We start from the raw sequence: 14040 nt of genomic DNA, 5'->3' as shown, positions 1-14040 counted from the left end.
CCCCCCGTGTCTCGCGTGTCTCGTCGGACGGCGCTGTCCGCGGTCGTGGCCGGCCCGGTCTACCCGAAGGGCGACGGCCGGCCGGACAGTGACCGCATGGTCTGCGTGTTCGTCGTCTCGGTGTTCCGGTACAGCAGGCCCGAGCCGCCGCACTGCCGGGAAAGGCCGTCACATTTTTCCGCCAGCGACGAGACCTGACTCGACCAGGTCTGTGCGAGGCCGCCGAGCGCTCCGCCCAGCCCGCCGTCCCAGTTGCCGCTGCCGAAGTCCCGGGACGCCGAACGGGTCTCGTCGACCGGGTGGGCCCCGGCGGTACGCGTACGGCCCGCCAACTCGTGCGCGCCACTGCCCGCGCGGTTCAACGCCGCCGGATCGTCAAGGTCCGTCCCGCCTGACATGCCCCACTCCTCATGTCCGCCTCCGCCTCCCGAGGCGCGGAAGCCCTCTGTATGTGATGCGAATAGAGCAACGATGAGCAAGCGAAAATATCACCGCGATACCTCACCGTCCCAAGCGTTCGCCGCCATCGACGCGGCGTGTCGGGCCCACTGATGTATCGCCGACACCGCCGAAGAGGCGTCTCTCTTGCCGTCTCAACCCCCTCCCCCTAGCCTGCAATCTGACGATCCATCAGATACCGGCTAGGGGGCAGGCAATGGCCGTCACCACCGAGAGCGGAACCGGACCGGGACCGGGCAGCAGGGACATCCCCAAAGTCATCAGCGTGGACGATCACGTGATCGAGCCCGCGCACCTCTTCGAGACCTGGCTCCCGGCCAAGTACCGGGACAGGGGGCCGAAACCGCTCACCGCCGGCATCGGGGACCTCGCGTACGTCGGCGGCAAGTACCGGTTCACCACCGATCCGGAGGGCCAGCTCACGGACTGGTGGGAGTACGAGGGCGACCTCTTCCCGTACAAGCGGATCATCGCGGCCGTCGGCTTCTCGCGGGACGAGATGACCCTCGACGGGATCACCCGCGAGCAGATGCGGCGGGGCTGCTGGGACCCCAAGGCCCGCATCGAGGACATGGAGATGAACCATGTCGAGGCCTCCCTGTGCTTTCCCACCTTCCCGCGGTTCTGCGGGCAGACCTTCTCCGAGGCCAAGGACAAGGAGGTCGGGCTCGCCTGCGTGCGCGCCTACAACGACTGGATGGTCGAGGAGTGGTGCGGGGACAGCGGGGGCCGGCTGATCCCGCTGTGTCTCATCCCGCTGTGGGACGTCGAGCTGGCGGTGCAGGAGATCCGGCGCAACGCCGAACGGGGCGTCAGGGCCGTCACCTTCAGCGAGATCCCGACCCACCTCGGGCTGCCGTCGATCCACTCCGGCTACTGGGATCCGTTCTTCGCCGCGTGCGAGGAGACCGGGACGGTCGTCAACATGCACATCGGCAGCAGTTCGCAGATGCCGGCCGCGTCCCCCGACGCCCCGCCCGCCGTCCAGGCCTCGCTGTCCTTCAACAACGCCATGGCGTCGATGATGGACTTCCTGTTCTCCGGGGTGCTGGTGAAGTTCCCGCGGCTCAAACTGGCGTACAGCGAGGGCCAGATGGGCTGGATCCCGTACGCACTGGAGCGCGCCGACGACGTCTGGGAGGAGCACCGGGCCTGGGGCGGGGTCAAGGACCTGATCCCGGAGCCGCCGTCGACGTACTACTACCGGCAGATCTTTTGCTGCTTCTTCCGCGACAAGCACGGTATCGAGGCCATCGAGACCGTCGGCGTGGACAACGCGACCTTCGAGACCGACTATCCGCACGTCGACTCGACCTGGCCGCACACCAAGAAGGTCGCGTGGGAGCACGTGGCCGGGCTGTCCGAGGACGTGACCTACAAGCTGCTGCGGGGCAACGCGATCCGGATGCTGGAGCTCGGCTTCGACCGGTAGCCCGTCAGCCCCGTTAGCCCCGTCAGCCCGGTCAGCGGCTCCGGTCGAGGGCGGCCGGCGCTCGCGCTCGCGCCTGCGTCACCGTTCCTCGGACCGCCCGCAATACCGGGCCACCTGCGCCGCCTGCCCGGTCAAGGCATCCGGCAGGAGACAGGCGGACGGGGCGTGGACGGCCGTGTTGATCGTTATGTGCAATGCCTGATCACAACGTGACCAGGCATGAAAAGACCCGACCGCTGGCGACGGGGGATGCACCAGCGGTCGGGCTGTGGCCAAGACTAACAAGGCCGCAGGAACAGCGGGAGCAACCTGCTCGGCTGCGGGGAGGAGTTGTGAGCGGGATCACGTAATGCGCTTCAGTCGCACGGAGGGTCGTACGAGAGCCGCGGCAGGTACTCCTCCCAGGTCCGGCGGGTCAGAACGTTCGACGTCGTGGCGCAGACGCGGCTGATCGCGTCGTCGACGTCCAGGTCCCACAGCCGGATGGTGTCCGCGCCGCTGGAGACCCCGAGCATGCGGCTGTCGGGGCTGAAGGAGAGGAAGCTGCCGGTCTTGGCGCTGGGGCTCATCGACTGCCCGATGGGGCCGGCCGCGGACGGGTCGGCCACGTCCCAGAGCCGGACCGTGTTGTCGTTGCCGCCGCTGGCCAGCGTGGAGCCGTCACGGCTGTACGTCAGCGACACGACCGCCTCGGTGTGCCCGGTGAGCGCCGCGCCCGTCTGCTCGGCGTGCGTGGGGTCGGTCACGTCCCACAGCCGGACCGTGTCGTCGTTGCCGCCGCTCGCCAGGGTGTGCCCGTCCGGGCTGAAGACGAGCACGTTGACGGGCCCGGTGTGCCCGGTGAGGGGCTTGCGGAGCGAGGCCGGACGGGCCGGGTCCGTCACCTTCCACAGCCGGATCGTGCCGTCCGCGCTGCCACTGGCCAGGGTCCGGCCGTCCGGGCTGAAGGCAAGGCCGTCGATATAGCCCTTGTGGCCGGCGATCGGGCCGTGGGAAACCGGGTGAGCCGGATCGGTGACGTCCCACAGCTGGAGGCTGCGGCTGTCGTAGGCGGTGGCCAGGGTGCGTCCGTCGGGGCTGAACGCCAGGGCGTCCGGACCCATGAACCGGGAGCGCAGGACGAGCGCCGGACCGTAGGGGACGGGGTGGGCCGGGTCGGTGACGTTCCACAGGTGGACCCGGCCGGTGGTGAGCACCGCGAGAGTGCCGCCGTCGGGGGAGAACAGCACCTGGGAGTCCGGATCGCGCACCACGGGTGTGAACGGTTTGCTCAGGGCCACGGGCCGGGCCGGGTCCGTCACGTTCCACAGCCGGATCCGCCCGTCCCGCCCGGCGGTGGCGAGCACCTCGCCGTCCCGGCGGAACGCCCCGCTGCTGCCCACCAGGTCTCCCGCCGGGATCGACCACAGGCGCACCTTGCTGTCGCCGCTGCCGGTCGCGAGCGTACGGCTGTCGGGGCTGAAGCCCAGCGCGTACATCTCACCGCTGCTCCCGGCGAGGGGTTCGCCGACCTGCGAGGGGTACGCCGGGTCGCTCACGTTCCACAGGCTCGCCGTGCTGTCCGCGCTGGCGGCGGCGAGCATCCTTCCGTCGGGGCTGAAGGCCACGGACCAGATGGGACCGGTGTGGCCGGTGAGCGGCGAGCCGACCGGAGCCGGGTCGGCCGGGTCGCTCACGTCCCACAGCCGGACACTGTTGTCCGCGCTGCCGCTGGCGAGCTCGGTCCCGTCCGGGCTGAAGGCGACCGAGTGCACCAGACCCGTGTGCCCCTTCAACACCCTGTCGTACGCCCGGGGCCGGCGCGGATCGGTCGTGTTCCACAGCCGGACCGTGTTGTCGTCACCACCGGCCGCCAGCGTGTGCCCGTCGGGGCTCCACGCCACGGACCGCACGGCGGCACCGGCACCGGACAGCGTGGTGGGCGGCCTGTTCGTGCCGCGCATGTCCCAGAGCCGTACGGTCCTGTCCTCACCGGCGGAGGCCAGGGTCTTGCCGTCCGGGCTGAACGCGATCAGGTAGATCGTGCCGCGATGACCGGTCAGGGGAGCGCCGAGGGGCTTCGGGTGGCGGGGGTCGGCGAGGTCCCAGCGCCGGATCCTCCCGTCGTCCCCGGCGCTGGCCAGCGTCCTGCCGTCCGGGCCGAAGACCGCGCTGCTCACCCAGCTCGTGCCACCGGCGAGGGGTTCGCCCAGCGCCTTGGGATGCCGGCGGTCGCTGACGTCCCACAGCCGTACCGTCCGGTCGTAGCTGGCGGTGGCCAGAAGCTTTCCGTCCGGGCTGAACGAGGTGAGGTAGACGGCGCCGGTGTGGCCGGTGAGCGGGGTGGCCAGCGGCGCGTTGACGATGGAGATCAGCCGGGTGTTGGTGCCCTCGTCGTCGGGCCGGAGCCGGTGAGCGACCAGGTCGATCCGGGCGGACAGCGACGGATCCGTGTACTGGACGCGGTCCGCCTCCGCGACGACCTGCTCGAACACGGCGTCGTTGCGCTGCTGCCAGGCGACCACCGCCGAACCGACGGCCACCATCGCGAGGACGACCAGCGCCGACACCGCGCCCCGGGCGATCAGGACGGTACGCCGGCGCAGCCGGACCGAGGCGGCCAGGAACTCCACCGCGCTGCGGGTCAGATAGGTGTCCCCGGCCGACTTCGCCCAGGTGCGCGCCTGTTCGAGCCGCGAGCCCCGGTACAGCAGCGAGGAGTCGCGGTTCGAGCCCTCCCAGGAACGGCCGTCCTCCTCGATACGCTGGCGCAGCAGATGGTCGCTGCGGTCCTCGTCGATCCACTCGCGCAGCCGCGGCCACGCCGTCAGCAAGGCCTCGTGGGTGATCTCCACGGTCTCCGCGTCCAGCGTCACAAGGCGGGCCCGCACCAGCGCTTCGAGGGACTCCTCCGTCTTGCCCGGGTCCGTCGACTCGGCGGCCAGCTGGCGCCGGGTGCCGCGCCGGCGGGTGGCCTGGGTGTCCTCGCCGAGCCGCACCAGACGCAACAGCAGCAGCCGGGCCGCCGTACGCGCCGCCGGATCCAGACCGGACCAGGCCCGCTCGGCGGTCGCCGCGACCGCGCCCTGGATGCCGCCGGCCGCGCGATAGCCGGCCACGGTCAGCCGGCCCGCCTTGCGGCGCTGCCAGGTCGCGAGCAGGGCATGCGAGAGCAACGGCAGCACGCCCGCGTCGTGGGCCCCGCGCGGGCCGTCGGCGCTCACCTCGCGCACGATCAGCTCTGCGAGCCCCGGCTCCAGCTCCAGGCCCACGGCCCGGGCCGGACCGGTCACGGCCTCGCGCAGTTCCCCGCCGGTGAGCGGCCCGAGCACCATGTGACGGCGCTGGAGCGCGTCGGCCAGTTCGGGATGGTCGAGGCAGCGCTCGTAGAAGTCGGCGCGGATGCCGAGGAGGACCAGCGCGGGCGCCGGCGAGTCCGGTCCCGCGGGCGTGCAGGCGGCATGCAGCAGCTGGACGAACGTACGCCTGGCCGTCTCGTCCGAGCAGAGCGTGAACGCCTCCTCGAACTGGTCGACGATCACCACCGGCCGGGTGGCGGCGGCCTCGCGCTGAGCCCACGAGGCGACCGCTTCCCGGACGGCGTGCGCGAATTCGGGAGGGTGGTCGATGTCCGGTCCGCCGGTCTCCGTGCCGGAGACGAGCGGTTTCAGCTCGGGTATTCGGCCGGTCAGTTCCGTGAGCGGATCGGCGCCCGGCACGAGCTGAACGATCGTGCGGCCGCCGTCCTCGCCGGCACCGCCGAGCGCGCCCTCCTCCAGGGCGGTCACCAGACCCGCGTTGAGCAGCGAGGACTTACCCGCGCCCGAGGCGCCCACGAGCATCACCAGACCGCCGGTGCCGGTCCCGGCCGCCGAGCGGAGCAGCTCGACGAGGGCCTCCGTGCTCCGTTCCCGGCCGAAGAACCAGCGCGCGTCCTCCTGCCGGTAGGAGGCGAGGCCGCGGTACGGGCAGACCCCGGCGGGGGGCTCCGGCTGGGGGCCTTCGTCCTCGTCCGGCGCCAGCGCGCGCTCCCACAGCCGCTGCCACTGACCGAGGTCGTAGAGACCGGCCGAGACGGGGGTGGGACTGATACGCCGGGCTTCGGGAATGAGGATATGCAGCACGGCCGCGAGGGCGGTGAACTGAGCGGGCACGTTCCGGGCCCGCCGCCAGTCGCTGATCCGCTGCGCGGAGACCCGGACGGGCCGTCCCCGCTCGTCCACGCGCTGGAGCCGGCCGACTCCCTCGGACACCCGCTTGAGGGGCGGATTCCCTGCCTCTCTGTACAACAGTGCGAGACGCTCCGCGAAGGCCGTGCGTGCTCCTGAGTCGGAGCTCAAGGTCTTCCACCCCTTACTTCCCTCGCGGTTGAATCCGGACCGGAAAACTCACTTTATATGGCTGACCTGCGGTAACGCACTGCTCCCGGCACCGGAACCTCCTCTGCGGGCCCCCTGGCTGGCAGGATCACGACCCTGCGGCGCAGCCAACGGGCGGCGCCATGACAGGCCACCAGCCCGGCGCCCCGCATGCCAACCAGCGCGCCGTACGTTCTCGGCCACATTCACCCATGGTCACCCGCTTCCTCCGGTACCGGTCCCCACGAGGGGAGGGACCGGTACCGGACGAAGCGGGACGATCACTGCGCCGCCCCTACACTGGGGCCGGCGCTTCGGTGTGATCGATGCGGTTGACCCGAGAGGACGGGAGAGGGCTGTGGCGAAGGTCGTCGGCGGTTTCCAGGACCCGTCGGCGGAGGTGCTCGCCGAGGCGGCCGCCGTCTTCGGACTCCTCGCCTCCTCCGCCCGGCTGCACATCATGTGGGCGCTGTCCCAGGGCGAGAGCGACGTCACCCACCTCGCCGACCGGGTCGGTGGCGCGCTGCCCGCGGTCAGCCAGCACCTGGCGAAGCTGAAACTCGCCGGGCTCGTGCGCTCCCGCCGCGAGGGCCGTCGGCAGATCTACTACGTCGACGACCCCGACATCGTGACCGTCGTCCGCGTCATGGTCGGCCAACTGACAGCCCGCGAGACCTCCTCCGGAACATCGGACCGACTGCGCGAGGCCGGTGTCTGAGCAGTCGGAGGCGCGGGGCGAGAACGGAACCCTGTCCACCGCGCCTGCTGCTGCGGAGGGGGCGGTGTCCGGGGGTGCCGGGGCGGATGGGGTGGTACCCGGGAGCGCCGGGCCTGACGGGAGCGCCGGGCCTGACGGGCTGCCGGCTGAACCGGCCGGGCCGGTGGCAGGGCCGGGTGCCGGGGGCGGGGCGGTGTCCGCGCCGGGTGCCGGGGACGGGCCGACGGCCGTGTCCGTCCTTCCGGGGCGTTCGACACTCGCGTCCACCGGCCCTGCTGGGGCGACTGCCGAGCCTGCTGTTCCAGGAGGGCCCTCGACCGGGCCGGATTCCCCGGCTGCGCCCGCGGGTCCGATCCGTTCGGCGTCCGGGTCCTTCACCGCCGCGGCTTCACCTGCGCCCGCTCTTGAGGCCGTGCTGACGGGCGGCCCGTCCGCTCCCTCCCCGGTGCCCCACGCGCCCGCCCCACCGGGTCCCGCTGCGTCAACCCCCGCCCCCGCGCTTCCGGCCGGCCCCGACACCGCGCCCGCTTCCCCGTCATCCGGGTCATCCGGTCCTTCGGTGCTGCGTGCTGTTCCTCCCGCGGCCGGTGCGGACGTGGACCTGGGTGGTGACGCGGCCGACCCCGGCTTCCCTTGCGGACCCCGCCAGGATGCCGCCGCCCCCGCCGCGAGCCTTCACGAGGTGTTCCGGCGACTCGGCAGTGGGCCGCGAGGGCTGACCGAGGTGCAGGCGGGGGAGCGGTTGGCGCGGTTCGGCGAGAACGTGATCCCGGATGCCCAGGACCCCTCCCGGCTCCGCCTGTTCGCCCGGAGTCTGCGCGACCCCTTCACCGCGGTGCTGCTCTGTCTGGGACTCGTGTCGGCCGCCGTCCTCGCCTGGGGCACCGCCTCCGTGATCCTCCTGCTGGTCGCCGTGAGCTGCGTCCTGCGGGCCTCCGGCGAACACCGGGCCGACCGCTCCACGGCAGAACTGCGCCGCCTGGTGGCGACCACCGTCACGGTCCAGCGCCGGGTGGACGAGGACACGGCCCCGGCCGTCCGCGAGATCCCGGTCGAGGAACTCGTCCCCGGCGACGTCGTACGGCTGGGCCCGGGCGACCTGGTCCCCGCGGACGTACGACTGCTGCGGTCGGCCGGGTTCACCGTCCACCAGGCCGCACTCACCGGGGAGTCCGCACCGGTGGAGAAGTCCGCGGGCGAGGACCCGCGGGACGGGGACGGCGGTGTCCCCCACGCCCCCCCGCTCTTCCAGGACCCCCGGCTCTGCTTCCAGGGCAGCAGTGTCGCCTCCGGCAGCGCCACCGCCGTGGTCACCGCGACCGGCGGCGACACCCGGTTCGCCGCCGCGCACCGCCGTACGGGGAAACCCCCGACGACCACCTTCGAACGTTCCGTCCAGGGCGTCTCCTGGATCCTGATCCGGTTCGCGCTGCTGACCCCGCCCCTGGTGCTCATGGCCAACGCCGCCCTGCGCGGCCGCGGTCTGGAGACCCTCCCCTTCGCCGTCGCGGTGGCGGTCGGGCTGACCCCGGAGATGCTGCCGGTCCTCGTCACCACCTGCCTGGCCCGCGGCGCCGCCCTCCTGGCCCGGACGCACGGCGTCATCGTGCGGCGGCTTCCCGCCCTGCACGACATCGGCGCCATGGACGTCCTGTGCGTGGACAAGACCGGCACCCTCACCCAGGACCGCCCGGTCGTCCACCGCGCACTGGACGCCGAAGGGCGCGACGACCCCGAGGTGCTGCGCTGGGCGGCGGCCGCCGCCTGGTGGTCGCTCCAGCTCGCCGACCTCCCGGCCCCCGACGCCCTCGACGAGGCCCTGCTCGCCGCCGCCGACAACGAGGAGGACGTCCTCATGTCGTACGACGGCGTCCGGGCCCTCCCCTTCGACCCGGCCCGCCGCCTGGCCACCGTGGTCGTCCGCACCCCGGGCCGGCTCGGCACGCACACCCTGATCACCAAGGGCGCCGCCGAGGCCGTACTGCCACGCTGTTCGCTGTCCGACGAGGAGCGCTCCCGCCTGCGCGACCTCGCCGACGCACAGGCCGCGGACGGGCTGCGGGTCCTCGCGGTCGCCACCGCCGAACGCCCCGCCGGAACCCGCCCCGCCGGAACCCGCCCCCACGAACGCGGCCTCACCTTCCGCGGCCTGGTCACCCTGAGGGACGACCTCGTGCCGTCCGCCGCCGAGGCCCTCGCCGAACTCGCCGCGCAGGGCGTCACCGTCAAGGTCCTCACCGGCGACCACCCGGGCACCGCGGTCCGGGCCTGCCGTGAACTGGGGGTTCCGGTGGCCGGTGTCCTCACCGCTGACCGCCTCGACACCCTCACCGACCCCGAACTCACCGAACTGGTCCGCCGTACGACCGTTTTCGCCCGCTGCACCCCCGAGCACAAGACCCGCGTCACCCGGGCCCTCCAGGCCGGCGGCCACACGGTCGGCCTGCTCGGCGACGGCGTCAATGACCTGCCCGCCCTGCGCACCGCCGACGTGGGCATCGCCCCACGCGACGCGGCCGGGGTGACCAGGGAGAACGCCGACCTGGTGCTCGCCGGGAAGGACCTCACCGCGATCGGCCACGCGGTCGCCGCCGGCCGTCACGCGGGCGGCAACATCGCCACGTATCTGCGCATCACGCTCTCCTCCAACCTCGGCAACGTGATCGCGATGCTCTCCGCGGGCCTGCTCCTGCCCTTCCTGCCGATGCTCCCGGCCCAGGTCCTCGTCCAGAACCTGTGCTTCGACGCGGCCCAACTGGCCTTCGCCTACGACCGTCCCGCCCCGTCCGCGCTGCGCCGCCCGAGCGTCCTGGACCCCCGGGAGCTGCTCCGGTTCATCGTCGGATTCGGCGCCCTGAACGCCGTGGCGGACCTGGCGACCTTCGGTGTCCTGGCCTTCGCCCTGCGCGGCCCGGGCGACGACGAGGCGCTGTTCCACTCGGGCTGGTTCACGGAGAACCTGCTGACGCAGGCCGTGGTGATGGTGCTGCTGTCACTCGGCTCGCTCGGGTCGCTCGGGTCGCTCGGCAGGGGTGGCCGGCGGCCGGGCCCAGTGACCTGGTCCGCCGCCGTGCTGGCCGCGACCGGGCTGCTCCTGCCCGCGTCCCCGCTGGGCCCGGCCCTGGGCCTGAGCGCACTGCCCGGCGTGTACTACGGGCTGCTCGTGGCCGTCCTGGCCCTGTACGCCGTAGGCCTGCTGGCGGCGAGGACGCGCCACGAGCGCCACCGCACGCGTGCGCGATCCGGCGGCTGAACGTCTCAGGGGCAGGCGATGTCGAAGCCGTACCGCAGGGGTTCGTCCGTCACCCCGTGATCGAGCCGGTAGACGTAGACGCCCTCCACTCGCACCCCGGTCGGCGCGCCCTCCGCCCGGCAGGGGTACGCGACCTGCACGACCCGGGGCCGGTCGGCGACCTTGACCCGCATTCCGTCGGCCGGTCCGCCGTCGAGGACGGCGACTTCCCACCCGGTCACGTCGGCCGTCTCCACTGTCTCCGCTGCGTCCACGGCGACAGTTTAGAGGTTGCGCAATCGTCCCGGGGGCCGATGCCCGATGCGATGCCCTGACGGACCCGGCCGGTGATGTGGAACACCGCCGGCGGACGCCGACCGCAGGCGGGACTCGCCGGAGGTCATCCCGCGCATCCAGCGCCGCCCGCGCTTTCCAGCGCCGCGCGGCGAGTGGCCGACGGGGTCTCGGTGGGCGGGTTCTCGGCCGTTTCCTCGTCGGCCCGGGCCGGCGCCGTGGCCACCGCGTCCTTCCGCCGGGTCAGCCCGACCCCCACGAGGACGACGGCCATGCCCAGCACGACCCGCACGCTCAGGGCCTCGCCCAGGACGGCCGCGCCGAGGAGCACGGAGACGACGGGCAGCAGGTAGCCGACCACGGCGGCGTTGGTGGCGCCCTCGTCGTTGATGATCCGGTAGGTGAGGTGGAAGGTGATCGCGGTGCAGAAGACGCTGAGGACCAGGGCCGCGACCACGACCGCCGGGCCGGGATCGATCGACTCCAGGCCGCCGATGGGCATCGCGACGGCGGTCAGCCCGCTCGCGGCGACGAGTTGGGCGGCGGAGAGCGAGATGGTGGGGGTGCCCCGGCGCACCAGGGTGCGGCCCATGTAGGTGAAGGCGACGGCGTAGCTGGCGGCCCCGCCGAGAATGGCGAGGGCTCCCCAGCCGGTGGCCCCGGCCGACTGCCACGGGGCGAGGATGAGAATCGTGCCGGCGAAGCCGAGCAGCAGGCCCGCCAGACGGGCCGGACGCAGTCCGCGTTCCGAGCCGAGGGCCAGACCGAGGGCGATCGACCACAGTGGGGTCGTGGCGTTCAGGACCCCCGCGAGGCCGGAGTCGACGGTCTGCTGGCCCAGGCTGAACAGGGCGAAGGGCAGCGCGTTGCAGAAGAAGGCCGCGACGACGATGTGCCGCCAGACGGCCCGGCCGCGGGGCATGCGCCGACCCGACGCGTAGCAGGCGACGGTGAGGACGAGCGCGCCGAGGAGACAGCGGACGAACGTGACCTGGAGCGGGGAGAGACCGCGCAGCGCCAGCTCGATCCAGAGGAAGGTCGAGCCCCACAGCAGGGCGAGCACGGCCACCCGCACTCCGCCCCGCAGGCTCCGTGTCCCACCGTTCACGTTGCTTCCCTCCATCAGGCCGACGTACGGCCCGGTACGTGGTCCATTCCGGCCCGTTCCTCGACGATGCCCCAGTCGACCTGTGAGGACAAGCAAAGGGTTCTACCCATACTGTTAAGCTGAGCTACATGCTTGATGTGAGGCGCCTCCAGGTCCTGCGCGCGGTGGTCACCAGCGGGACGGTCACCGCGGCCGCGGCCCACCTCGGCTACACACCGTCCGCCGTCAGCCAGCAGGTGGCGGCGCTGGAGAAGCAGGCCGGTACCGCGCTGCTCGAACGGGTCGGGCGCGGGGTACGGCCCACCCCCGCAGGCCTGCTGCTCACCGAGCACGCGGCCCTGATCAGCTCGGCGGTCGCCCAGGCGGAGACCGCCCTCGCCGACCTACGCGCCGGACGTATCGGCACCCTGTCGGTCCGTTACTTCGCCACCGCGGGCTCCACGCTGGTGGCCCCGGCCCTGGCCCGGCTCCGCGCGGAACACCCGGGCGTACGGGTCGACCTCGAACTCGCCGACCCGGAGGACCCGTTCCAGGAGGTCGTGCGCGGCCGGGCCGACCTGGCGGTGGTCGTGCAGGCGCGGGGCCGGGCCGCGGACGGCTTCCGCCTGGTCCATCTGCTCGACGACCCGTACGCCGCCGTCCTGCCTCTGGGCCATCCGCTCGCGGACCGGGAGGTCATCGACCTGAACGAGCTGTCCGGGGAGCAGTGGGTCGGCAGCGAACCGCCCGGCCCCTGCCTGGAACCGGTGCTCGACTCCTGCGCGGCGGCCGGGTTCACCCCCGACTTCGCCATCCGCAGCGAGGACTACGCCACCGCACAGGGCTTCGTCGCGGCCGGCCTCGGCGTCGGTCTGATGCCGAGGCTGGGCCTGCGCGGCGGCCACCCCGGCGTCGTCGTACGCCCGGTCCGCAACCCCGAACCGGTCCGCGTGATCTCGGCGATCGCCCGCGAAACCGCCCTCGACCAGCCCGCCTTGCGCACCCTCCTGTCGGCACTGCGCGACGCGGCCGCCCTCGACCGGCCCACGGGACCTGCGGCGCGGTGAGACCGGCCCGGGCGGCGGGGTCGGGTGCGGGGCGTCTTGGCGGGGGCGTCGACGGGAGCCGGTGCGTGTGGCCGGGGTGTCGGTGTGCGCCGGCTGGGTGGGGTGGCCGAGGTTGCAGGGTGCTGACCCGCGTCCGACCGGGTTCCAGTCGATCGTGGGCCGCCTGGACGGACATGACGCAGTGCTCGGCGTCCCGGCTCCGCCGCAGACCGCCGGGGCCGGCCTGGGACCTGCGCATCGACCCCGGACACCCGGTGCTCTTCGACCACCCGACGCCCGACGTCCCCGGTATGAGGGGGAGTTGATCCGGCAGGGCGATGCTCGGCTCGCCCCGCCGACGCGTGGGAAGCACACGACCTCGCCCGCTTGAGCGGACGCCCCGCAGCAGTCACCTTCGTCCCGAACTCCCGGCGGGGAGGTCATTGCGATTGCTGTACTTCGCTGCTGTGCAGCAGTCACGGGATCAGGAAAGCCGCCCGGCCTGGTGAAGCGCGTCAAAGACCATCGCGTCGACGGCCGAGACCCGCTCCCTGTCGGCGTAACGGAACCACGCCTTCTCGGCGATCTCCCGCGACGGAGTCAGCTCACCGCGGTGATCGGCGGTGTAGCAGATCATCCGGAAGGGGTCATGCTCCGGATGACCCTCGCCGATCTCGAAAGTGCCGAAGTGCACCATGGAGCCGGAGTCGATCGCGGTCTGCAGTTCCTCGTCGATCTCCCGCACCAGGGTCTCGCTGTCGGACTCGCCCGGCTCACGATGACCGCCCGGGAAGTAGAAACGATCTCTGCCGTGACTACGCGTCACCAACACCCGGCTACCCCGTACCAGGACCCACGCCACCTTCTCAGGCACAGCGTCGTTCGCCATGGCCGGGACCGTATCGGAGGGCATCGCCTGCGTCAGCACCGTCCGCACACTGAACTTGGGAAGCTGCGGGCATTTGGTCAGCGGCCAGGTCGCTGACCTGGGTGACGGCTGGGGTGCGGGCCCGCTGGACTCGGCGGCTTTCACCGTTGTACCCCGCTCGATCTGGTGCACCTCTGGTGCGGTGTCCGGGTCACGTCGGTGCGCGCGCCTACCACCTCCGCCACTGGTCTGTGAGCTCGTACCGCCCCAGCCCGTGGCGGGCCGTCATTGTGACTACATCGACGCCGCACTCGGTCACCGACTCGTCGACGTAGTCGCACAACTCCGCACGCTCGCCGGTCTCGAAGGCGCTGCCGTTTGGGGACGTCGTTCACCCCGCTCAGGGCCATGACGACGCGTTCCACCACAGCAAAGACCTGCTCGTCGCTTGCCTCGGCAACTCCATGGAGCAGCTCCGGGCCAGTCATCACGGAGGGCGCCGAAGCGATGGATGACATCTTCGCCAAAGATCAGGAAGATGGCCCTGTTTAGACCCCCGGGGCATGA

General features: G+C 72.3%; 9 protein-coding genes. 4 read left to right on the top strand and 5 right to left on the bottom strand.

Annotated features, from left to right (window positions below; translation table 11 throughout):
• Positions 1 to 59: 59 nt before the first annotated feature.
• A complete protein-coding gene (locus ABZT02_RS20700) occupies positions 60 to 398 on the bottom strand; it encodes a hypothetical protein (RefSeq protein WP_356019421.1) in 339 nt (112 codons plus the stop codon).
• A gap of 257 nt (positions 399 to 655) precedes the next feature.
• On the opposite strand from ABZT02_RS20700, the gene ABZT02_RS20695 reads away from it, so the two are divergent.
• Positions 656 to 1891: an amidohydrolase family protein gene (locus ABZT02_RS20695; RefSeq protein WP_356019420.1), complete on the top strand. Its 1236-nt coding sequence runs from the start codon at positions 656 to 658 to the stop codon at positions 1889 to 1891.
• A 356-nt stretch (positions 1892 to 2247) separates the two neighbouring features.
• Here ABZT02_RS20695 and ABZT02_RS20690 read toward each other — a convergent pair whose 3' ends face one another.
• Positions 2248 to 6210, bottom strand: coding sequence for an AAA family ATPase (locus ABZT02_RS20690; protein WP_356019419.1), 3963 nt, complete (start codon positions 6208 to 6210; stop codon positions 2248 to 2250).
• A gap of 376 nt (positions 6211 to 6586) precedes the next feature.
• Between ABZT02_RS20690 and ABZT02_RS20685 the strand changes: the two genes are divergently transcribed.
• Together ABZT02_RS20685 and mgtA are read left to right on the top strand one after the other, a co-directional pair.
• The gene (locus ABZT02_RS20685; protein ID WP_356019418.1) at positions 6587 to 6946 is read left to right on the top strand and encodes a metalloregulator ArsR/SmtB family transcription factor; all 360 of its coding nucleotides are present in this window, start codon (positions 6587 to 6589) and stop codon (positions 6944 to 6946) included.
• A 559-nt stretch (positions 6947 to 7505) separates the two neighbouring features.
• The gene (mgtA, locus tag ABZT02_RS20680; protein WP_356019417.1) at positions 7506 to 10199 is read left to right on the top strand and encodes a magnesium-translocating P-type ATPase; all 2694 of its coding nucleotides are present in this window, start codon (positions 7506 to 7508) and stop codon (positions 10197 to 10199) included.
• 5 nt (positions 10200 to 10204) lie between these two features.
• On the opposite strand, the gene ABZT02_RS20675 is transcribed toward mgtA, so the two are convergent.
• Together ABZT02_RS20675 and ABZT02_RS20670 are read right to left on the bottom strand one after the other, a co-directional pair.
• Positions 10205 to 10435, bottom strand: a complete 231-nt coding sequence (locus tag ABZT02_RS20675; RefSeq protein ID WP_356019650.1) for a hypothetical protein — start codon at positions 10433 to 10435, stop codon at positions 10205 to 10207.
• Between the two features lie 143 nt (positions 10436 to 10578).
• On the bottom strand, positions 10579 to 11595 hold the full coding sequence (locus ABZT02_RS20670; protein ID WP_356019416.1) for a DMT family transporter: 1017 nt from the start codon (positions 11593 to 11595) through the stop codon (positions 10579 to 10581).
• A gap of 113 nt (positions 11596 to 11708) precedes the next feature.
• On the opposite strand from ABZT02_RS20670, the gene ABZT02_RS20665 reads away from it, so the two are divergent.
• On the top strand, positions 11709 to 12626 hold the full coding sequence (locus ABZT02_RS20665) for a LysR family transcriptional regulator (protein WP_356019415.1): 918 nt from the start codon (positions 11709 to 11711) through the stop codon (positions 12624 to 12626).
• A gap of 463 nt (positions 12627 to 13089) precedes the next feature.
• Here ABZT02_RS20665 and ABZT02_RS20660 read toward each other — a convergent pair whose 3' ends face one another.
• Positions 13090 to 13494, bottom strand: a complete 405-nt coding sequence (locus ABZT02_RS20660) for an NUDIX domain-containing protein (protein WP_356019649.1) — start codon at positions 13492 to 13494, stop codon at positions 13090 to 13092.
• Between the last annotated feature and the right edge of the window lie 546 nt (positions 13495 to 14040).

The sequence above is a fragment of the Streptomyces sp. NPDC005402 genome, assembly GCF_040606575.1.
Taxonomy (GTDB): Bacteria; Actinomycetota; Actinomycetes; order Streptomycetales; family Streptomycetaceae; genus Streptomyces.
Note: the sequence above shows the minus strand (reverse complement) of the source record. Positions and strands in the feature narration are given on the sequence as shown.